Origin of the sequence: Flammeovirga pectinis, assembly GCF_003970675.1 — a bacterium.
Lineage (GTDB): Bacteria > Bacteroidota > Bacteroidia > Cytophagales > Flammeovirgaceae > Flammeovirga > Flammeovirga pectinis.
The window spans coordinates 4,436,541-4,461,215 of sequence record NZ_CP034562.1 but is presented as its reverse complement, the minus strand read 5'-3'; the positions used below and the strand labels follow the sequence as shown (position 1 = coordinate 4,461,215).

The 24,675-nt window shown below is 32.4% G+C and carries 11 protein-coding genes; 8 read left to right on the top strand and 3 right to left on the bottom strand.

Going from position 1 to position 24,675, the window contains the following annotated elements:
- The 8 genes from EI427_RS17670 to EI427_RS17635 all read left to right on the top strand — a co-directional run bounded on the left by EI427_RS17670 (position 1) and on the right by EI427_RS17635 (position 18,539).
- On the top strand, positions 1-2,496 hold the full coding sequence (locus EI427_RS17670; protein ID WP_126617234.1) for a glycoside hydrolase family 2 TIM barrel-domain containing protein: 2,496 nt from the start codon (positions 1-3) through the stop codon (positions 2,494-2,496).
- 371 nt (positions 2,497-2,867) lie between these two features.
- Positions 2,868-4,070, top strand: a complete 1,203-nt coding sequence (locus EI427_RS17665; protein ID WP_126617232.1) for a carbohydrate binding domain-containing protein — start codon at positions 2,868-2,870, stop codon at positions 4,068-4,070.
- A 144-nt stretch (positions 4,071-4,214) separates the two neighbouring features.
- Positions 4,215-12,140 (top strand): carboxypeptidase regulatory-like domain-containing protein, encoded by a 7,926-nt coding sequence (locus EI427_RS17660; protein ID WP_126617230.1) that lies wholly within the window; start codon positions 4,215-4,217, stop codon positions 12,138-12,140.
- A 471-nt stretch (positions 12,141-12,611) separates the two neighbouring features.
- On the top strand, positions 12,612-14,405 hold the full coding sequence (locus EI427_RS17655; RefSeq protein ID WP_170178536.1) for a T9SS C-terminal target domain-containing protein: 1,794 nt from the start codon (positions 12,612-12,614) through the stop codon (positions 14,403-14,405).
- Positions 14,406-14,621: 216 nt separating this feature from the next.
- Positions 14,622-15,992 (top strand): alpha-L-fucosidase, encoded by a 1,371-nt coding sequence (locus EI427_RS17650; RefSeq protein ID WP_126617226.1) that lies wholly within the window; start codon positions 14,622-14,624, stop codon positions 15,990-15,992.
- A 132-nt stretch (positions 15,993-16,124) separates the two neighbouring features.
- Positions 16,125-17,501, top strand: coding sequence for an SGNH/GDSL hydrolase family protein (locus tag EI427_RS17645; protein WP_170178535.1), 1,377 nt, complete (start codon positions 16,125-16,127; stop codon positions 17,499-17,501).
- 16 nt (positions 17,502-17,517) lie between these two features.
- A complete protein-coding gene (locus EI427_RS17640) occupies positions 17,518-17,796 on the top strand; it encodes a hypothetical protein (protein ID WP_126617222.1) in 279 nt (92 codons plus the stop codon).
- A gap of 2 nt (positions 17,797-17,798) precedes the next feature.
- On the top strand, positions 17,799-18,539 hold the full coding sequence (locus EI427_RS17635; protein ID WP_126617220.1) for an SGNH/GDSL hydrolase family protein: 741 nt from the start codon (positions 17,799-17,801) through the stop codon (positions 18,537-18,539).
- Positions 18,540-18,647: 108 nt separating this feature from the next.
- On the opposite strand, the gene EI427_RS17630 is transcribed toward EI427_RS17635, so the two are convergent.
- The 3 genes from EI427_RS17630 to EI427_RS17620 form a co-directional block, all read right to left on the bottom strand.
- Positions 18,648-22,196 carry a two-component regulator propeller domain-containing protein gene (locus EI427_RS17630; RefSeq protein ID WP_126617218.1) on the bottom strand — a complete coding sequence of 1,183 codons (3,549 nt, stop codon included), beginning with the start codon at positions 22,194-22,196 and terminating at the stop codon, positions 18,648-18,650.
- Positions 22,197-22,334: 138 nt separating this feature from the next.
- On the bottom strand, positions 22,335-22,958 hold the full coding sequence (locus tag EI427_RS17625) for a DUF4493 domain-containing protein (RefSeq protein ID WP_126617216.1): 624 nt from the start codon (positions 22,956-22,958) through the stop codon (positions 22,335-22,337).
- Positions 22,959-22,964: 6 nt separating this feature from the next.
- Positions 22,965-24,632, bottom strand: coding sequence for a DUF4493 domain-containing protein (locus EI427_RS17620; RefSeq protein ID WP_170178534.1), 1,668 nt, complete (start codon positions 24,630-24,632; stop codon positions 22,965-22,967).
- Positions 24,633-24,675: the final 43 nt, after the last annotated feature.

The window sequence follows — 24,675 nt, the reverse complement described above, 5'->3', positions numbered from 1 at the left end:
ATGAGAAAATATAAATTATTTGGTCTTGCAGTACTATGCACTACAATGGCCTGTACTAAGCAACAAAAAGTAGAAGATTTCCAAAGTTTAGAAGAAACAAGATTTAACGATAACTGGAAATTTTCTAAAGGTGAAATTAAAGATGGTATGTCTGTTGAGCTTAACGATGAGCAATGGAGACACCTAGATTTACCACACGATTGGGCTATTGAAGGTCCTTTTAGCAACGATTATAATGCACGTTGTGGTGCTTTACCTTTCCATGGAGAAGGTTGGTACAGAAAAGATTTTACTGTTCCTGTAAAAGCAGAAGGTAAACAAGCTTTTGTTCGTTTCGAAGGGGTAATGAACAACGCTGAGGTATTTATTAATGGCGAAAAAGTTGGTGATAGACCTTACGGATATATTGGTTTTGAAGTAGATTTAACGCCATATTTAAAGTACGGACAAGAAAATACGATTGCCGTAAAGTGTGATCCAGAAGACCTAAGTTCAAGATGGTATCCTGGTGCTGGTATTTATAGAGATGTTTGGATTGAATTCAAAAACCCTGTTCATATTGCAATGGACGGTACTTTTATCAAAACACCATCTATTACAAAAGAGAAAGCAGAAGTAACTATTGATATCGATTTAGTGAACGCTTCTACTAAATTAGGTGATCTAACTGTTGAGACCGTTGTTACAAACCTTAAAGGTGAAAAAGTTGGCAGTACTTCGTCTTCTATCAAAATAAAAAAACAAGAAGAAAAGACGACTACACAAACTCTTGCTATCCAAAATCCTGAGTTATGGACAATGGAAAACCCTCATTTGTATACCGCTACCACGTTAGTAAAACAAGGAGATAAAGTTGTTGATAAATATACGTCTACTTTTGGTGTTAGAGATATAGAATTTACTGTAAAAGGAGGTTTTAAACTTAATGGCGAAAGAGTAGAACTAAAAGGTGTTTGTTTACACCATGATCAAGGGCCTTTAGGAAGTGCTGTTAATAGAAGAGCGAAAGAAAGACAATTACAGATCATGAAAGACATGGGTGTAAATGCTATTCGAACTTCTCATAACCCTCCATCTGAAGCATTGTTAGACCTTTGTGACGAAATGGGATTAGTAGTAATTGATGAAGCTTTTGATGTATGGAGAATGCCTAAAGTGGAAAATGGTTACAATAAAGAATACGACGAATGGAGTGAAAGAGATCTTGTGGATATGATCCGTAGAGATAGAAACCACCCTTCTATCATTATGTGGAGTATTGGTAACGAAATTCTTGAACAATACGACAAAAAAGGATATTTAGAAGCAAGACGTTTAGTGAAAATTACGAAAGCAGAAGATACTTCTAGACCAACCACTGCTGGTTTTAATAATATTGTAGCCGCCATAAAACATGGTTTAGCAGATGAGGTAGACATTATTGGAATGAATTACTTCCCTATGCGTTATGAGCAAGTTCAAAAAGACCACCCAAATTGGATTATTTATGGTTCAGAAACGTCTTCTTGTACTTCTTCTAGAGGATATTATGAGCATCCTGTTACTCCTACTTACGATAGAGCATCTCATCAGGTAACAAGTTATGACTTAGTTGGACCTGGTTGGGCTTACCCTCCAGATTTAGAGTTTGATATGTTAGCAAATACACCATCAGCTTTAGGTCAGTTTATGTGGACAGGTTTTGATTATTTAGGCGAACCGACTCCTTATGGTGGTAAAGACAACAGTACAAACGGTTATTGGAATGGCGATTTTCCTGTTCATTCTTCTTATTTTGGAACAGTAGATTTGTGTGGTTTTCCTAAAGACCGTTTCTATTTATACCAAGCAGAATGGTCTGATAAACCAATGGTACACGTTTTACCACACTGGAATTGGGAAGGTAAAGAAGGACAAAATATTCCTGTTTATGCCTACACAAATGCAGAAGAAGTAGAACTAATCGTAAACGGAAAATCTATGGGTAAAAAGGTAAAAGGTAAAGACCTTACTCCTATTAAAATGACACATAGAGATTGGAAATCTGAAAAGCCATATATGTCAAAATACCGTTTAAATTGGGATATTCCTTATACTCCAGGTACAATTGAAGTTGTGGCTTACACAGATGGTAAAGAGGTAGCTAGAAAAGTGGTAAAAACTGCAGGAAAACCTCATCATGTAGAACTTATTGCCGACAGAAGTTTATTAGCCTCAGACGGTAAAGATGTATCATATATTACTGCAAATGTGGTAGACAAAAATGGTAATTTCTGCTACACTGTTTCTAATGATATTCAATTTCAAATTGAAGGTGATGGTAAAATTGCAGGTGTTGGTAACGGAGATGCTTCTTCTATAACACCATTGCAAGGAAACCATATGGAAGTGTTTAATGGGAAAGCATTAGTAATTGTTCAAGGTACTAAAAATGCTAAAACACCTATTAAACTGACAGCAAAAGCAAACGGATTAGAAACTACATCAATAGAAGTTTCTTTCCAACCTGCTTTGTAATTAGAGAAATAAAAGAGTAGTTTTTTAGTGACAATTATAATAGAAAAAACTGCTTCATTTATAAATTTATTTTTGTTTATAGCACTGGTTATCATACCCAATTTTACTAAAGGAAGGATTAATAGTCCTTCCTTTTATGTTGTAAAAGAAAGAACGAAAAAGAGATGTGGAGAACCTCCATTAGCAATAAGGAAAAAAGTTTACCCCCTCAAAATCATATAATTCACTAATCTACAAGGCCTTAATAATACAGATTCACAGATTAAAAAAAATCCCCCCTTTATTTGACTGTTTTTTTGGTGCTTTAATTAGTGTATGTTTTACATATTTGAACTGAAATAATTATTGCAAACAATTAACCTTTATAAAAAATGAAATACTTATACAAACTATCTTCTGTTTTACTTCTAATGAGTTGTTTAGCAACTCCTCTAATTAGTGACGCAGACACAATACAAAAGGAAACAGAACTGACTGACCCTGTTCAAACTGAAAGTAGTAATGAGTTAGTAGTGAACGGTAATTTTGAAGAAAGTTTATCAATTGGTTGGCAAGGACTGCAATCATTTTCTTTATCTAATGATGTTGCAGAAGACAGTAAAGGAACTCAAAGTTTAAAGATTGAAACAGCCTCTCAAGTGAATTTGATTTTTACAGATAATGCAGCCTTTTTCCCTTTAAAAGTTGGCGAGAAGTATATTATGAAAGTAAAGATCAAAGCAGAGAAAATGGATTTTAATTCTCTTTCTTTTAGATTAATTCCTGCTGATGCGCAATGGAACGACAAAGAGAAATTAGTTGTTACAAGCCCGAAAGTGAAATGGGGAGTTCCTCAGGTAAAAATAGGTGAATGGATTACTGTAGAAAAAGAAATTTTAATTGCAGAGGGTTTCGGAAAAGGTAATAAAAATGGAGACGTTGTCTCTTCTAAAATATTTATTCAAGGATCTAAAAATTCTTCTAAAACAGTTCTCCTTTTAGATGATATTAGTATCACCCCTGTGAACGGAATAGCTGCTACAGTTACTCCAAAAACAAAAGTGGCTGCAGGTAAAGAACTTTTGATTAATGGAAACTTTGAAGATGGTTTATCAAATGGTTGGTATGGTTTAAAAGATTTTGAACAATCTAAAGATATCTCTTCGGAAAGTAATGGAGCAAGAAGTTTAAAAATAGTAACTACAGAACAAATCAAAATAGTAGCAACAACCAAAGATGCTTTCTTCCCTTTAGAAGTAGGAAAAAGTTATACATTTAAAGGTAGAGTTAAAGGGGACAAAATCAACTTTAACGCATTAATAATTAGATTAATGCCTGGTAATGCTCAATGGCACGATAAAGAAAAAGTGACGCTTACTAAACCCTCTATTAATTGGGGAGATACTAAAATTAAAGAAGGTGAATGGGTTACTTTTGAAAAAGTATTGACAATTGAAGAGGGTTTTGGCAAAGGCAATAAAAACGGAGATGTTGTACCTGCTAAAGTATTGATGCAGACATCTCCAGTGCAAGAAAAATCTGTTTTCTATTTAGATGATATTAGTATAATCGAAGTAGAATCAACTAACAAATAGACAACCAGTCAAAATATAATTATATAGGTATCTATACAGTTAACATATGATCACTTAACACTGATCACAAAACTGTATAGGTACACTAAAATTACTTTTTTTATTACTATAATAATTATATCTTAACCTCATATTTAGTATAAAATGAAATATTATTACAAACTTCTAAGCATATTATCTACTTTAATATGCTGTTTATTACTACCATCTACTTTACTCGCTCAGTCAGGACTTACCGGTGTAGAACTTATTACAAATGGCGGGTTTGAGGAAGATTTAAATGTTGGGTGGACATTAACAACTGCTGGTCAGGCAGAGATTTCTGATGACGTAACAGATGGGAAGATTTTAAAAATTGCTTCAACTGCACAAATTAAAAATATTTACACAAAAAATGAAGCAAACTTTGATGTAACTGTTGGTAGAACTTACACTATTAAAGGTAAAGTTAAAGCCACTGCAATGGATTTTAACGTCTTGAAATTATCAATAGGTAATTCTACAAATTTCGTTTCAATAATTGAAGCTTTTAAGATTGCAAATGAAACCTATGATTGGGGTGATATAAATATTATACTAGATCAATGGATAACTTTTGAAAAAGAGTTTACTATTCCTGTACATAATACTTATACAAATGGAGATGTAGTAAATTCAAAACTATTAATTTCAGGTTCTGCTAACTCTACTCCTTCTGAAATTTTTCTTGATAATATCTCAGTAACTGAAAAAGATATTACGTTAGAAGTAACAGCAGGAGAAGATGTAACTATTCAAGAAATAGAAACAACAACTTTAACTAGTACTATTAACTCTTCAGATAATTTTACAACAACATGGACAGAAGCAACGGGAGAATTAGTTTTTGCATCTGCAGATCAACTATCTACAGACGTTAGCTATAATGGTGAATTGTTAACAGAAGACAAACAATATACTGCTACAATTACAGTTACAGATGGTGGAACGAATACCGTAACAGATGATGTTTTAATTACAATTACTCCAGAAACAACATATACAGCAACACTCACATTTAAAAATGAAAGTAATACTGTACTGAATGGAGTAAATGTACTTTTAAGTAGTAACAATGGTTTTGATAAAACTTTTACAACTACTGATACTGGAATACTTACTTTAAATGAATTAAAGGCTGGTTCTTATACTCTTATTGCAGAAAAAGATGCTTATGTTTTACAGCAAGAAGTAATTGAAATTACAGACAATTATAATCAGTCTATCACCTTAAGTAGTGATAATTCGCTATTTAATGGGCAAGAACTAATTGCTAATGGTAATTTTCAAGAAAATTTAGATGATTTCTGGGGAACTGAAAATCCAGATGCTACAACTATCTATACTAATGACCATGGGAACATCAGTTTAAAAATTGGAGGGAATACTGATCCTTTCACTATTTTCACTAAAGCTGGACATTATTTTGAATTAAAGAACAAAACTACTTATACATTAAAAGGAAAAGTTAAGGCAGAGAAAATGTCATTTGACTTCGTTGTGTTGAGGTTTAAATCAAATACAACGGGTATAAATACTAAGGATATCTACCTTGCTAAAACTTTTGGTCAGTTAGTAAAAATTAATGAGTGGGTTTACTTTGAAGAAGAATTTACGGTAAACTTTGAAGGAGAAGCAGATGATGCTATACAATCGCATAAATTTGAAATAAAAGGGACTCCATTATCAGTAGATGATTTAGTATATCTTGATGACATCAGCGTAAAAGAAAAAGATATTTCTCCTGTTGTAAATGTTGGAGACGACTTATCAATCGTAGCTGGAAAGATGACAGAAGTTGTTGCTACATCTGCTACTTCAGACTTTGTAACTTACCAATGGAGTACTGAAGAAAGTAATGGCATAACTTTTTCAAATGCTACTGCTTTAACTACTCAAATTATTGCTCCTGCACAGGTACTTACTGCTGGGAACCACACCGTAACATTAACTACTTACAAAGGTACGCAAACAGCAACAGACGAATTGGTTGTCAGTCTTATTCCAAATACGTATAAATCAACTTTCACTATTAAAAATGAAAGTGATGAACTTCTAGAAGATGCAGTTGTTTCAATAGCAAATACAGATGGTTTTGAACAATCAAAAACTACCGTAGCAGATGGTATTGCTGAATTTACTGATTTGGCAATAGGAGAATATACGTATTCTGTAGAAAAAGAGGATTTTGTAGAAGCTACAGGAACTGTAAACATTACAGATGCAGATATTACAGAAAGAGTTACTTTAACTGCTAAGGAAGTATTTATAAATGGAATTGAATTAATGACTAATGGGTCATTTGAATCTGAGATTAACGATGGCTGGGGTGTCACTGTTGCTGATCAAGGAGTTATTATTAATGATCCAACAGATGGTAATATTTTAAAAATATCAAGTAGTTCTGAAAAAATCCAAAATATTTATACAAAAACAGAGAGTAACTTTAATATTATTGTCGGTACTACTTATACCATTAGAGGTAAAGTGAAAGTAGTAAATATGAATGATTTTAATGTTCTAAAATTATCAATTGGTTCTGCTACTACATGGGGTGAAATTATAACTGCAATTGGAGTTAAACATCCAGAAAAACCAGAAGTTTTCGGACATATTGACGGTATTTATAATGAATGGGTTTCTTTTGAAAGAGAAATTGAAATTCCTGAATTTACTGAAGATATAGATAGTACTAATGTTACTTATACTGCGGGCAATGAAATTTTGTCTAAAATGCTAATTACAGGTTCAAACCTTTTGAACCCATCAGAAGAAACAGCTATTGAAATCTATTTAGATGATATCAGTTTCACAGAAAAAGGAGTTACACTTACAACCAATGCAGGAGAAGATTTCGAAATGTTTGCAGGTGCTACTCAGCAATTAACTGCTAGTGTAAATTCATCTGATGATTTCACCTACTTATGGACTGCCCCAGAAGGTATTACTTTATCATCGTCTGATATTTTAAACCCTACTATTACATCTGATGAAAGCATTGACGTAAATACTCAATTCACTTTAAGCTTGACAGCTTCTAACGTAAATTTCACTTCCACAGATGAAATAATTATTACAGTAAACCCAATAGAAAAATTTAATGCTACATTAATGATCAACGATGAATCATTAAATATAGTAGAAGGTGCTATTGTACAATTAACAAATGAAACCTCTGTAAATATTTCAGCTACTTCTGATGCCTCAGGTAATGTAATATTTACAGAGGTTCCTGAGGGAACATATACCTATGTAATCAATAAAGATGGTTTTATCTCTTTAATAGAAGAGCTAATTCTTAATGAAGATACTGAATTAGATATAATTCTAAAGAAATACTATACCTCTTTAATTACATTACAAAATATAGACGGTAATTTATTAGAAGATGGAATAGTTTCATTATCGAACGAGGAAGGTTCAATCGAAACCAAAAATTCTGATGAAAACGGAGAAGTATTATTTACTGATTTATTAGCGGGTTCATATATTTATGAGATTATAAAAACAGGCTTTTTAACTTTCAATTCTTCTTTTGAAATTATTGATGAGAGTAATACCAAAGGGGTTACTTTAGTACCTGAACTAATCGTAGATGATAATACACTAACAGGTTTACAACTTGTAAATAATGGTGATTTTGAACAAGGAGTAGATCTTACTTGGGCTGAGTGGAAAGATGATGTCACATTATCAGAATCTAATGATGTTGATGATAATAGTGGTTCAAAAAGTATGAAAATACACACTACAGGAAGAGTTAGAGATATTTTCTTAAGAAATGATTACAACTTTGATCTTGTAATTGGAAAAACATACACTATTAAAGGGAAGATTAAAGCAGAAAACATGAACTTTGATTACCTTGATATTATTGTTTACCCAACTGAAGAATATTCTGATAAAGTCTATACTAGAGTTTATTCACCTGAGAATGAAAATACACCAAATGCAATTCAAGATGAATGGGTATCTTTTGAAAAAACTATTCAGATTCCATATGATTATATTATTAATCAAGAAGTAGGATCTTCTGTAACTTCAACTATAAAAATCAATGGTTCTGAACCTTTAGATAGTTCAGAAGGATCTATTTTATTAGATGAAATTTACATTCAAGAAATTGGTGTTGAATTAGAAGTAACAGCAGGAGAAGATGTAACTATTCAAGAAATAGAAACAACAACTTTAACTGGTACTATTAACTCTTCTGATAATTTTACAACAACATGGACAGAAGCAACGGGAGAATTAGTTTTTGCATCTGCAGATCAACTATCTACAAACGTTAGCTATAATGGTGAACTATTAACAGAAGACAAACAGTTTACTACAATTCTTACCGTAACAGATGGAGGTGATAATACTGTTACAGACGAGGTAATTATTTCTGTCACTCCTGAAAGGAAATATACCGCAACGTTTACATTCATAAATGAAAGTAATACTGTACTTAATGGAGTAAATGTACTTTTAAGTAGTAACAATGGTTTTGATAAAACTTTTACAACTACTGATACAGGAATACTTACTTTAAATGAATTAAAGGCTGGTTCTTATACTCTTATTGCAGAAAAAGATGCTTATGTTTTACATCAGGAAGTAATTGAAATTACAGACAATTATAATCAACCTATCATTTTAAATAGTGATAATTCTCTATTTAATGGGCAAGAATTAATTGCTAATGGTAATTTCCAAGAAAATTTAGATGATTTCTGGGGAACTGAAAACCCAGATGCTACAACTATCTATACTAATGATAATGGAAACATCAGTTTAAAAATTGGAGGGAATACGGATCCTTTCACCATTTTCACTAAAGCTGCACATTATTTTGAATTAAAGAACAAAACTACTTATACATTAAAAGGAAAAATTAAGGCAGAAAAAATGTCATTTGACTTCGTTGTATTGAGGTTTAAATCAAATACAACGGGTATAAATACTAAGGATATCTACCTTGCTAAGACTTTTGGTCAGTTAGTAAAAATTAATGAGTGGATTTACTTTGAAGAAGAATTTACGGTAAACTTTGAAGGAGAAGCAGATGATGCTATACAATCGCATAAATTTGAAATAAAAGGGACTCCATTATCAGTAGATGATTTAGTATATATTGATGATATCAGCGTAACTGAAAAAGATATTTCTCCTGTTATAAATGTTGGAGACGACTTATCAATCGTAGCTGGACAGATGACTGAAGTTGTTGCTACATCTGCTACTTCAGACTTTGTAACCTACCAATGGAGTACTGAAGAAAGTAATGGAATAACTTTTTCAAATGCCACTGCTTTAACTACTCAAATTATTGCTTCTGAAGAGATTCTTACTGCAGAAAATCACACAGTAACATTAACCACTTACAAAGGTACTCAAACAGCAACAGACGAATTGGTTGTCAATCTTATCCCTAATTCTTTTATATCAACTTTCACTATTAAAAATGAAAGTGATGAACTTCTAGAAGATGCAACTGTTTCAATAGTAAATGCAGAAGGTTTTGAGCAATCAAAAACTACGATGGCAGACGGTATTGCTGAATTTACTGAATTAGTATTAGGAGAATATACCTATTCTGTAGAAAAAGAGAATTTTGTGAAAGCGACAGGAACTGTAAACATTACAGATGTAGATATTATAGAATCAGTTACTTTAACTACCGTAATTCCTGGGACTTACATAGCAACTTTTAGTGTTATAGATATAGAAGATAATATATTAGAAGATGCTTCAATTCAGTTAAAAAATGAAATAGGTGTTGATGAAACTGTAATAACTGATGCTACAGGACAAGTTACTTTTGCTAACTTATTAGCTGGTGAATACACGTATTCTGTCACTAAAGACGGTTTTGTAACAGAAGAAGATAGTATTACAATTATTGATTCTAATATCACTGAAGTAGTAACTTTGGAAATCCAAGTAATTGACCCTATTACATATACGGCTTCATTTACTGTAAAAGATGCAGAAGCATTGCCAATTTCAGCTTCAACTGTAGTACTTACCAACAATACTGCTGTAAGTACATCTCTAGTAACTGATGAAAATGGAGAAGTAGCATTTACATCTTTATCTACTGGTCTTTACTCCTATACAGTAAGCAAAAATGGTTATACTGATATTACAGGTTCAATAGAAATTGTAGACCAAGATATTACAACAGATATTTTGCTTATTGAAATAATAATAGGTACTCCTATTACTGGTGAAGAACTTATATATAATGGTAGTTTTGAAGAAGGAACTATTGGTTGGTTAACTTATGCAGAGCAAGTTACTTTAGCTGAATCTAATGATGTAGATACTAATAGTGGTGATAACAGTTTAAGAATCACTTCAACAATTGGGGCTAAGATTGATCAAATATATCCAACTTCGAACTATAGATTTAACCTTAAAGTGGGAACTACCTATCTACTCACCGGAAAAGTAAAGGCTATTAATATGAACTTTACTCCTCTTGTATTCCTTCTATTCCCTTCTGGTAATGGTAATTACCATGAAAAAGTGAAATATACAATTGACGACCCTACTTCTGATAATGCAATAAAAGCTATTCAAGATGAGTGGATAGATTTCAATTATGAGTTTACTGTACCTGAAGATTTCTATTTACAAGGAGACGAAAGTGTTCTATCTACCTTATATATTAAAGCAGGTAGTTTGATAGATAATACAACTATGTCTGAAATACTAATTGATGAGATTAGCTTAAAGGAAAATATTTCAGACCCTAATATTGAAATCACTTACGACAATTCTCCAATTTTTTATGGAGATACCAAAGAGTTAACAGCTAGCCATGCCGCAACATCAGATGTACTTACCTATCTTTGGGAAGCACCAGAAGGTATCACACTTTCGTCAACAAGTGATCCTGTAATTACTATTACTAGTACAGAAAATTTAGAAGAGGCAAAAGAATACGCTATTAATTTAACGGTCTTAAAAGAAGGTAATATTATAGGAGTAAGCACTGCTGTTATAACTGCAATTCCGGTAATTATCGCAAATGCAGGAGCAGATCAAGGAGTAATTAAAAACTCTCTAGTTACCTTAGACGGCTCTGGGTCTACCTCTACTGCAACATTAACTTGGACAGCACCAGAGGGTGTTACATTATCAGATATAAATGCGGTTAACCCTACATTTACTGCTCCAGAAGTTGATATAGCAACAGACTTTGTCTTCGAATTAAAAGCGGAATACAATAACAATGGTTTCCTTGATATTGATGAAGTAACAATTGTTGTTTATCCAGAATTAAATGCACATGCTGGAGATGATATTATTGCTTTCAAAAATACATTAATCACTTTAGATGCATCGGCTACTATACCTCAGAATGTAGTACTTGAATGGGTAGCGCCAGACGGAATTATTTTGTCGGATATAAATGCAGTTCACCCTACATTTACTACTCCTGATGTTGCTGAATTGACAGACTTTACATTTGTCTTAAAGGCAATGTTAAATGGTGTAAAGCAACAAGATGAAGTAGTTGTTACAGTTCTTCCAGAAGATGGACCTACAGCAAATGCAGGCGAGGATATTACAGGTTACGTTGGAGAGGAAATTACTTTAGATGCTTCTACTTCTTCGCCAGTCGAAGTAACATACGAATGGATTGCTCCAAATGGTATAGAATTATCGGATAACTTTAGTGCAACTCCAACATTTATACCTCCTTTCTCTAATGATGAAAAAACATATACATTTATTGTTCGTGTTTCTTTAAGTGGTGTTATGGATACTGATACGGTATCAGTAACTATTTTACCAAGAGAATTACCTACCGGTATTGAAGACCTTGAAAGTAATTTTGCAAAATGCTACCCTAACCCTACAACTGATAATGCTTACTTAGAACTTCAGAAAGAGGCGAAGGTAATTATTACAGATATTAATGGAAGAATGATGCAGTCCTTACACCTTTATCCTGGTAAGCACAAAATAGACATCTCTACGTACAATAGTGGTGTTTATATTATTCAAGTACTTACCCCAGAGAATAAAATGGCACTTAAGCTCATCAAAAAATAAGCCACTAACTTTATAAATTATATCAACACCTGTACAGAAAAGTGCAGGTGTTTTTTTATTTAAAAATGATGATTCATTAGTCTCAAAATCAAGTTTATTTTATACTGATACTGTATAGATAGAATTAAGAAAAAACAATTAAATTGCACTATCAAATTCTAAAATGATGAAGGGCGTTTCTTCGTTTTACTTCTGATAAAATAAAGTTGAAAAACAGATCATATCAATATAAAAACAGCTTTAAATACACTAAAAATGTGTGATTAAAGAATTTATACCCCTTATTACAATTAATAATTACTGATGTTTCACTAAATAAATACCTAACATTGTGTAATAATCAACAACAAGAAAGTTAATGTGTTTTTAGAAATGAAATGATGTTGATTGAATGTGAAATTTTATTAACTACATTCTTTACAAGTTATGTTTACGATAAAGTATAAAAAGCCTTTTTTTAAATTATCCCTATTGTGTTTTTTAGGCGCAGGACTCAGCAATGTTTCTGCACAAACTAATGCAACTATTGAATACACAGTACAAAGATATATCGGTGATGTATCTGAGTTAGATAGAGCAAAATATTTTAACCTTCACTCTAATAGCCAAAGTGAAGAACATACAGCCTTTTACAAAGAGTTTAATGTAAGTCCAAGTAGAGGTTTTTGGGGGGCATTTTCTTTTAATAAAATCTCTAAAAAGAATCCTGTTGGCGTTTATCCAACACCAAAAAATAGTAAAAATAAAAACGTTAGAGATGTTCAACACTATGTAGGAACAGAGCATCCAAAAAATGTTTTTAAAGATGGAATAGATCCTGAAGTTGTAGCTAACTGGTCTGCAGAATACTTTAAGAATTTCTCTAATAATGACCTTCGTCCACAATTCTTAGAACCAATGAATGAGCCTTTCGTTCATGCACATGATTTCTATGAAGGAAAATGGATTCCTGAAGATGAGGCTAGAATTAAAAAGCAAATGTCGGAGGTATTTAGTGCAATTGGTGCTAAAATACATGCCACACCAGAATTAGCCAACATGAAAGTAGTAGGTTATTCTGCTGCTTGGCCTTCTTTTGAAAGAAAAAATTTCCAAAACTGGGAAGAAAACATGAAACTATTCATGGATATTGCCGGTGAAAATATGGATGGTTTCTCTACTCACCTTTATGATGGCGTAAATGTTACAGGACAAGATAACAAACGTTCTGGAAGTAATTCGGAAGCTATTTTAGATTTAATTGAAGCATACAGTTACACTAAATGGGGTGTTGTAAAACCGCATGCTATTACAGAATATGGTGTTATTCCTAAAGGATTTGGCGAGGGATACTCTCCTGTAAGAGCCTCTCAAGCAGTAAGTGGAATAAACCACATGATCTTTAATTTATTGGATAGAGAAAATAACATGTATATCTCTATTCCATTTATTACAGGTAAGTCTAAATGGAACATGACTAAAAAGAACAATTACACTCCATACAAAGCAGCAATGATGATTCCTACAAACCTAGGAGAAGCAAAACCTGCCGGATGGGAATACAACGAAAAAGTATATTTCTATAAGCAATGGGCTAGTGTAAAAGGGAAAAGAGTTTATGTTGCAACAGATAACCCTGATGTTCAGATTCAAGGTTTTGTAGACGGTAATGTGCTTTATGTTGCTTTAAATAATTTAGATGATAAAGAGCAAGAGGTAAACCTTAACTTTAATGAGAAACTAAAAAAGCTAAAGAATATCAATAGTAAATCTGTTAAAACATATACTGATAAAAAAGCAGAATATACAGAAAAAACGTTTTCTAAAGCAATAAATTCTTTAGTATTAGAACCTTCAGAAACTGTTGTGCTAGCTTATGAGTTTTCTAAAGAAATTAAATTCGATAACACAATACACGAAACAAAGTATTATTCCACAAAAGTAGTACAGGAAATTAAAGCAAATACGAGTATTGACTATACTTTCGATAGTATTAAAACAGGTAAAGGAGAAGCAACCTTAATGTTAGGTATTGCTAGAGCTCATGGTAAATCTTTAAAGCCTGTTGTTACATTAAATGGTAAAGAATTAACTGTACCTACAAACTGGAAAGGTTACGATCAAAAGAATAGAAAAGCCTTTTTTGGAACAATAGAAATTGTAATAGACCCTTCTTCACTTAAAGAAAATAATACTGTTTCTGTAACTTTTCCGGATGCCGGCGGACATGTTAGTTCACTTATCTTAGAATTGAAAAATTACGAACAAGGCGAAGTATCAAAATAAACCTATGTTGGAAACTCATAGTATTTTAATGCGGATAGGCGTTTATTTAATACTATTTGTTTCCCGCTATCAACACTAGTTAAGGGGGGTATTTTTGTAAATAAAGGGTGTATTCTACATCTATAAATTGTTTCCATAAATATTCTCCCACTTTTAATAGCAAAACAGCAAACTTTGCTAAGCAAAATAACAAACTCCATAGAAATCAAACTATATATGAAATCATTATTAATTGGCCTTACCATTTTACTTTTTGGGTTTAATACCTTCGGCCAGCAATTAAATACAGAAACAAAAGAAAAAAAACAAGAACGTATGGAATGGTGGCAAGATGCCCGTTTCGGTATGTTTATCCACTGGGGACTTTACGCACTACCTGCTCGCCACGAATGGGTAATGAGTAATGAAAAAATGTCTAGAGAGAAATACGAAAAGTATGCAGAGTATTTTAACCCAGATTTATACAATCCTACAGAATGGGCAAAAATGGCAAAAAATGCAGGTATGAAATACGTTGTATTTACTGCTAAACATCACGATGGTTTTTGTATGTATGATAGTAAATTTACTGATTATAAAGTAACCAACTCTCCTATAGGTAAAGACGTTATGCGCGAATTAGTTGATGCTTTTAGAGCAGAAGGTATTCGTATTGGTTTATACTACTCATTAATTGATTGGCACCACCAAGACTTTACTGTAAAAGACCCTATCCACCCGTTAAGAAATAATAAAGAAGAAATTAAGAAAGATAAGAAGCGTGATAAAACAAAATACCAAGCTTACTTAAAAAATCAACTTACAGAAATCTTATCTAACTACGGGCAAATAGATGTTTTGTTTACTGATTTCTCTTATGCTCAAAAAGAAAATGGTAAAGGAAAAGAATACTGGGATTCTGAAAATGTTTATAAGCTAATCAGAAAATTACAACCTCAAATTATCATAAATGATAGATTGGATTTAAAAGAAGAAAAAGGTTGGGATTTCTTATCGCCAGAACAATTTATGCCTAAAGAATGGGTGACTTACAAAGGTGAAAAAACACCTTGGGAAACTTGCCAAACGTTCTCTGGATCTTGGGGTTACCACAGAGATGAGTATACTTGGAAATCTCCTCATCAAACCATTGTAATGTTAATAGAAACAGTAAGTAAAGGTGGTAATCTTATTCTTAATGTTGGCCCAACAGGACGTGGTGTGATACAAAAAGAAGCAGAAGATAGATTAGCCCAAACGGGTGAATGGATGAAGTTCCATAGCCGTTCTATTTATAATTGTACAGCTGCCCCAGAAGGAATAGAAACACCAGACAATTGCCTTTTAACGTACAACCCTGAAACAAATAGACTTTATGTTCATGTTTTAGAATGGCCGTTTAAAACAATTTATTTACCTGGTTTAAAAGATAAAATTGAATATGCTCAGTTACTAAACGATGCCTCAGAATTAAAACTTAAGTACACAAAAGGTGCTTGGTTAGACGATGCAACAGAAGGTGATACTGGTATTAAAATTCAACTACCTGTGCAAAAACCAGATGTTGAAGTACCTGTAATTGAGATTTTCTTGAAAGATAAAATCTAGAATTCTTTACCTGATAGAAATAGTTAAACTTCATAATATTTGAAAACCGACTACTTATAACATTACAAATAGGTCCTATACTTTTTTATAGGATCTATTTTTATATCATTTATTTTTAAACCGATCATGATAATGAAACAGAAAATTACACACCTCCTATCGTTCTTTTTACTAGTAATTTCCACAGTTACTTATGCACATAACTTTAAGAAAAACGATAAAATAGTCTTTATAGGTAATAGTATTACTCATGCAGGTTCTTACCATAATGTATTAAGAACATTTTTAGCAACAAGATACCAAAAAGACATTACGGTACTCAATAAAGGAATAAGTGGTGATGTTACCGACCAAGTGTTGGCAAGGTTAGAAGTTGATATTTTAATTGAAAAGCCAACCGTTGCTTTTGTAATGTTAGGCATGAATGACGTACAACGTAATACCTATACTGATACACCAACAGCATGGCAACTTAAACAACAACAAGACGCATTAGCCAGATATAAAAAGCAAACAGAAAAGCTGGTAAACCTACTTCTTGATCAAAAAATTGAAGTTATTTTATTTACACCAACAATCTTTGATGAAAGTCCAAGTATACAAAAAGCCAACAATAAAGGAGTAAACGCTGCATTAGGTAAGTGCAGAGACCATGTAAAAAGTATGGCATCAAAATACACGCTTGAAGTTGTAGACTTTTACAGCATAATGAGTGAAGTTAATACGGATCAACAAGCAAAAGCTCCTGATTTTACTATTGTTGGAGCAGACAGAATTCATCCTGGAGCAACTGGGCATTTCGTTATGGGGTATCAATTGGTAAATACAATCACAAAAGACAATAGAGAAGTAGCTAACTTAACCATCAATGCTAAAAAAGAAAAAGTAACTGCAAATTTAAACTGTTCTATAAAAAATCTTACCGCATCGAACAAAAGTGTAGCTTTTCAACTAGAAGAGAACTCGTTACCATTTCCTATCAAATATTTTGATCAGAAAGGAGTAGCATTAGTCCCTTTTAAAGAAAATTTAAACCAAGAAACGCTTAGAATTGAAGGTTTGAAAAAAGGAGAATACACCTTAAAAATTGATAACCAAGAAATAGGGATTTTTACAAATGATGCCTTTGCAAATGGTATTCAATTAGCAGAATTAGCAACTCCCCAATTACGTCAAGCAGAAAAAATAGGTCAGTTATCTAAGGAGATTATGCGTCTTCAAAACAAAATAAGAGACTTGAGAATGGTAGATTATACTATCTTCAAAATATATGATTCTAAAATGACTATTGAAGAAAGAAAGGCATTGGCTACAAAGAAATTAGAAGAGTACAATGATATGTCTATCTCATGGCATAAATACTTTACAAAGCTACTTAAAGAATATGTGAAAAATATTGATAATGAAGGTACTATGAAAACAGATATTCAAAATATCCGTCAATTAGTTTTCAAAGTAGCTAAGCCAATTCCCCATAATTATTCTATTGGGAAAGTGATGGTTCAATAAATTATTGATTGAAAAAATGAGTTTAAAATACCTCTTTTTCCTTTGTTTAATTGGTTATTCAACAACGGAAATAAAAGCACAAAACACACCACCAGAAATACACTCATTGGCAATTGTAGAAGCAACTCAAGGAGAACAAGGTGTTATTCAAAAATTAGTAAAAGGATTTGCAATAGATAAAGAAGACAAAATGCTTCCTACCTATTCGTTCAAATTAATTTCTGGGAAAGCAACACTTACCCCGTTAAAAGGTATGCTGTTTTACAAATTAACGATGGTGAAACTGTTGCAATAGAAATGACTGTAACAGACAGTAAAGGTGCATTTGCTAAGGATACCATTTCTTATACCGCCATTAATGTTGATCCTAAAATGTTATACCTTAACGAGAAAATGTGGTACAACTCTACGGATAGCTACTTTAAGGGGCATAAAGCATTTGATTTTCAGAAGAGAGATCCTCAATTACCAAATGTACTTTTAATTGGCAATTCTATTTCTATTGGCTACACTCCTTTTGTTAGAAAAGCATTAGCCGGAAAATGTAACGTGTACAGAATACCTACTAATGGAGGCGATACTAAAAAATGTTTAGCTGAATTTAATAAATGGATTGGTGATAACAATTGGGATATTATTCATTTCAACTTCGGCCTGCACGACCTTAAAAGGTTAATAGACAATAAATTAAACAGCAAAGGTGATCATGTAAACTCTCCTAAAGAATACAAGAAAAACCTAGAAGAAATTGTATCACTTTTAAAACAAAAAACAAACGCTAAACTAATTTGGGCAAGCACATCTGTTGTTCCAGAAAATGCCGCAGGTAGAATTAAAGGAGAAGAAATTGAGTACAATAAAATTGCCGAAAAGATTATGGTAAAACACCACATCCCTATCGACGATCAATTTACGCTTACCGTTAATTTCCCAGAAGATCAACTTCCTGAAAATGTTCACTTTAAAGCTTCAGGTGTCAAAAGACAGGGCGAACAAGCTGCAGCTATTATTTTAAAAATTTTGGAAGGTGGTTTGTAGAAAGTGATTATTATAAAGGAGAGTTTACTAACAATAAGGTTAGCAAACTCTCCTAAAATAAAAAAGGATACCTAAAATAAGTACCCCTTTCTTCCATTCAATATTTAATTATACCTCAAAACCCATTACCGTAATATCGTCTCGTTGTTCTGCATTTCCTTGGTGAATCTTTAAAATATCTTGTAGCATTTGGTACTGACTGTCTAATGAATATTTTACTGTTTGTTCTAAAATTTTCTCGAACTTAATTGTGCCAAATTTCTTTCTCGATTCATCACATTGATCTACATAACCGTCTGTAGTTAAGTAGAATCTATCTCCTCTTTTTAAAGAGAATTTTTGTACAGAAAATTGTTTCTTCTTCTTTCTTCTTAGGCCTCCAATAGAAATTCTATCTCCCGTAATCCTTTGTATTTTACCTTTGGGGGCTTTAAAAATATACATTACACTTTTTGCTGATGAAAATAATAAATCATATTCTGTAGGGCTTGTCTGCTCAATACAAACAATAGACAAATCCATTCCATCTCTATTCTTTGATTCATCCTGACGTAGTGCTTCTCTAATACCCTCGTCTAGTTTTTCTAGTATTTTTATGGGATTGCTTTCCCCATTTTCGTTCACTATTTTATTAAGTAAAGCCATTCCAACCATAGACATAAATGCACCAGGTACACCATGCCCAGTACAATCTACAGAGGCTACAAATGTTTTTCCATCTTTATTTCGAGTACTTACCCAATAAAAATCTCCAGATACAATGTCTTTTGGTTTAAACAATACAAAGTGATTGGCAAAAATACTCTCGAAAGAATCATCAAGTGGTAAGATGGCCTGTTGCATTGTTTTTGCGTAACGAATACTATCTGTAATGTGCTTGTTCTTTAAAGATATCTCACTATTTGCACCTTGCAATTGTCCAACTAGACTAGAAATTTCTTCGTTCTTATCTTTTAGATTTCTATTCTGATCCGAAATTAAATTATTAGTTTCTGCAAGGTGATCACGTTGCATTTCTAACTCTTCTGCTTGCTGCTGTACCTCTTCGTTTATCGTTAGTAAATCATTATTTTTATCGGCCAATTCAAAGGTACGTTCTTGCACCGTTTCTTCTAAAACTCTTTGTGCTTCTTTATATGCTCTAACTCTCCATTTGTAACCACCAAGAATGGATACAAGTAACACTATAAAAATAAGCGTTCTAAACCACCAAGTCTGCCAATAAGGTGGTTGGATTGTTATTAAAAGGTTTCGACCATCTTCATTCCAAACACCATCATTATTAGTTCCTTTTACCATAAAAATATAGTCTCCCGGATCTAAATTAGTATATACTGCTTCTCTTTTACTGTTTACATGATTCCATTCCTTATCAAACCCTTCCATTTTGTAGGCATACGTATTATTGTCTGATGAGATCATATTTAAAGCCACAAAGTCAAACGTTAGTACATTCTGATCGTACAAAAGCGTTATAGATTCTGTATTAATAATACTCTGTACTAAAACGCTATTTTCTTCTGATGATGGAAAGATTTCTTTATTAAAAAGAGAAAAATTTGTTAGAAAAACATTTGGCTTAAATGGGTTGACATTTATATCTGATGTAAAAAAAGCATTTGCCCCATTTCTACCACCAAAAATTAATTTCCCTTCAGCAGTTTTACAATATGCCATCGGAATAAATTCATTGCCTTGTAACCCATCATCCTTACTGTAATGTGTAAAGATTTTTTTCTCTTTATTAAACTTAGACAAGCCCATATTAGAGCTTATCCATAAATAGTCTTCTTCGTCTTCAATAATACCATTTATTGCATTATTACTAAGTCCATTTTCCTCAGTATATTTTGTCATAAAATCCTTTTTATAAGATTCTATTTCCTTGTCTAAATACTTGGCATCAATCTTATTTAAACCTCCAGCAGTACCAATCCAAATAGTGTTATTTCTATCTTCAACAATAGAATATACCCAGTTATGTGCTAGTGAGTTTTGATCTTTATCATTATGGTTAAAACTAATAAAAGTATCTGTATCTGGGTAATAAATACTTACTCCTCCATATGTTCCAATCCATAACCACCCTCTACTATCTTCCATTATATTGAGTACCCAATTACTTGCTAAGGTTTCTTGTCCTTTAGCTTCTTCTCTTTTATAGACCTCAAATGTTTCACTGTATTTATCAAATTTGGCAATACCACCTCCATTTGTTGCAATCCATAACTGGTTATTAGAATCTTCAAAAATATCTCTTACATCATCATTTGGTAAAGAGTAATCAGAATGTGGATCATTTTTAAAGGTCTTAAATGTTTTTGTTTCTCTATCTAATAAAGAAAGTCCACCTAAATAAGAACCCACCCAAATATCGTTATCACTATCTTCAAAAATAGAAAATACAGACCACGATTGTAACTTCTCTTTATTACCTTTCTGAGGGGTAAAATGCTCGTAAACATCATTATCTATATTATAATATGTAACACCACCTCCACTTGTACCAAACCATAAGTTTTCTTCGTGATCTTCCATTATCGTCTGAACCATATCATTATTTAAACTATTCGTTTTCATTGGTTCACGCTTAAAAGTCTCGAATTTTTTAAAGTTAGGTTCAGCATAATCAATACCTCTTCCCCATACACCGCACCATAAAATATTTTGTTGATCGTAGTATAAAGAAAGGACCGCATTATCACTTAAACTATTGCTATTGAGATCATCGCTTTTATAAACTTTTTGTACTCTATTTTTATATTTTGGAATAAAATGAAGCCCGTCAGAAGTCCCTAACCATAGGTTTTTTTCTTCGTCTACAGCCATATCTTTTACCGTAGGGTGGTACAAACCTTTATTAATTCCTTTTAAGTAATTAATATTATTTGTTTTTGATTCGAAGGCTAGAATACCACTATTTAATGTAGAAGCAATAACACCTTTGTCTGCAGTTTCTACAAAACTAGTAATGTAGCTTCCTGTATTATTTCTAAATCTAGTTGATGCCAAAGAGATCTTATTATGTTTAAAAGACTTCTTTCTAGGGTTAAAAATAGTATATGATAAGTCTTTATGTCCAATCCATATATTGTTATTTTGATCTTCGAATAACGCAGTTATATGTACAAAATTAAAATTTCCCTCCTTTTGTTCTTTAAAGTAATGTTTGATTTGGTTTCCGTCTAAATTGAAAACATATAAACCTGCTCCAGATGTACCCACCCAGATATTCTTATTCTTATCTTCGATGATTGAAGTAATTTCAAATTCAAAGTTATTATCTTCAAAAGGAGAACGTTTTAATAAACGGTCAAAACTTTCACCATCTTTACCTATTTTATGAATATTGGTAATTGTACCTACCCATAAATGTTGTCTTGAGTCTTCAAAAATTACATTAATATCATTACTTGATAAAGTAGATACATCCGTCTCTGCATTTTTAAATACTTTCATTTCATAGCCATCATAACGGTTTAAACCATTTTGTGTTGCTATCCATAAAAAACCTTTGGTATCTCTAAAAATATCTTTTGCAATTTTATTAGATAACCCCGCACTTTCTGGTATGTGCTTAAAAGATTTGTGCTGCCCAATTACTCTTATGCTAAGAAGTATGGCCATTAGTAATATACTGTTCTGTAGTAGTTTCATATTGAATGGAATTGACTTTAAAGTAGTTATGCTATCTTCTATTAAAAAGATACTTGTATAGGTAAAAGAAAGAGGAGAAAGAAACCTCTTAAAAAGAGGCCTCTTTACAAATACACTTGTAAAAGTGATTATCTAAATTTATTGAAATGAAATGAATACATTATACTCTGTCTGCTCATCTAATGATGAAAGTATTTGTTTTCCTTGCTTGCTAGTTCCGTCCTTCTTTTTGATATAAGTAGTTATTATAACTGCAGATTGCTCTACATATACTTTAGATTCTGTATCTTCGTTTACCTCTAAACTGCCATTTGCTGTTTCTATAATTGCATAATAATTTTCTGCATCTGTTGTAACTGATGCATCGAAAGTAATATTTAATATTGCCTGTTTTAATAAACATTCAATTGTTATAGCAGTTTCTTTTTCACTTTCAATTGTAAACATTTCTTCACCATAATAATAAGGAGAAGTGAATGTTACTGGAGTCATTGCAGAGGCACTATAACAACTAGCCGTGTAATTCCCAATGCCTAAAGTAATCGTTTCTGGAACATCAGAAAGCTTATCAAATGTATAGATTATCTCTCCGGCTGCATTACTAATTGTTAAACCATAGTTACTCATATCTACTAGAGCTCTTTGATTAGAATAAAACGCAATACGTAATTCTCCTTGCTGATTATTTGGCAGTAGTTGAGTGTGTTCTGTAGTACACCCTACTATAAAAATTAGAAGTATAAATGATAGTATATTTTTCATGATCAATTATTTTAAAACTGAAACTTTCTTTGCTGTATTTTGTAAACCGTAAGGACCTGTAATAATATCAGTACCCCATTGTGTCACTTTACTTCCATCCCATTCTTCTACTAGGTCTAAGTATTCCACTCCTCCAGAGTTTCCTTTCCAAGACCATGCTAACCAGCCAATTTCTAGGCGTTCACATTCAGATAAAATATGTTCGAATGGAATGTCTACAGCTGGGTCTCCATGTTTAAATCCAAACTCACCAACAACTAAAGGAAGCTTTAATTCTACTGCTTTTTCTAATGCTGCTGTAATGCTTTGTTCCGTTCTAAAACTTTGGTACATATGTACAGAAAAAAGAATATTTTTTAATGGGTCGCTATCAATAATATTCTGTCCATAATCAAAAACATGCTGAATGTCTTGCCCCCAACCACTTGCATCAATTACTAAAGTATGCATTATACCTGCATTCCTTAAATTTGTAACTGCTTCTGTGTATGTATCTCTATATACTGCATCTTTACCACTCCATTCGTTCGCTATATTTATTAGTAAAATACTTTCGAACTCCTTCATTACACTTAAAATATCTGGACGGGTATAATAAGCTACAATTGCATCTATCTGCTCTTTATTTTCGCCACCTGTTGCATCGTGCATTTCTATCATTGGTACCATGCCGTTAGCAATACACGTGTTAATCATTTTTCTTAAACGAACTGTTTCTTCTTCATTTTCCCAATTAGAAGCATTGTAGTCTGTTTGCCATACCAAACGTACCATGTTAGAAGAATTTGCATTGATTGCACTTAATGCATTTAATGCTAAATCTCTTCCTCCGTTATCAAACCAAAAATGAGCATTATTTACTCCTCTAGCTACGAACTCCATTCCATTTGGATCATACAATTTTCCATTTTTTGTAAAAAAGCCAATAGATGTATTGTAATCAGGTCTTGCCTCTCCTTCAACTGGAGTAATTACGATATCTTTATTTCCGCCATCTAATACACTTTCATCTACTGAAATTATGACTTTTCCTGTTCCTTCTTCAATGGCAATAGTCACTTTGTAGAGTGTTGTAGGTTGTATATCAGAAATTACTGATTCAACTGTTTGGCCATTATCACCAATTGTTGCAACAATAGTAAGATTACCTGTTGCTCTATAATAACCTGCTCTTGTTTCGTCTTTTTCGAAAGTTAGTTCTCCAAAATCAGAAGTTACATTTGTTGAATAAGTTGTGTATTGATTTTTAATTACATCAGAATAAGCTACTGTAACTTTAGTATTTTGCAATGTACAATCTAACATTTCTGCAGTAAGTGCATCCGTAGAAATAGAATAACTTTCTGATACACCACCATATTGAGGAGTGTCAAAACCTGTTAAAGATGCCGAAGTACTTTTAGCTACTGTTGTATACACCCCTGTAGCTAATTCTATTTCTTCTGGAATAGCTGAAATTGATGCATACGATACAGCTACTTTTCCATCACTGTCTAAAATATCAACGGTAACATCTTCTTCTAATGTTCTTCCGTTTGCCACTTCTGTTACCTCTTTATTAATTGTAACATTTAGTGATAATTTTCCATTTGTAGCAGTTGGTATATTCGGCGTTTCATTTGACGAACAACCTAATACTCCTAAAAATAGAAGTAGAATGCTTATTATATTCATAGTCTTCATATTCTGAATTGTTTTTTAAAAAATTTGGAAGTTA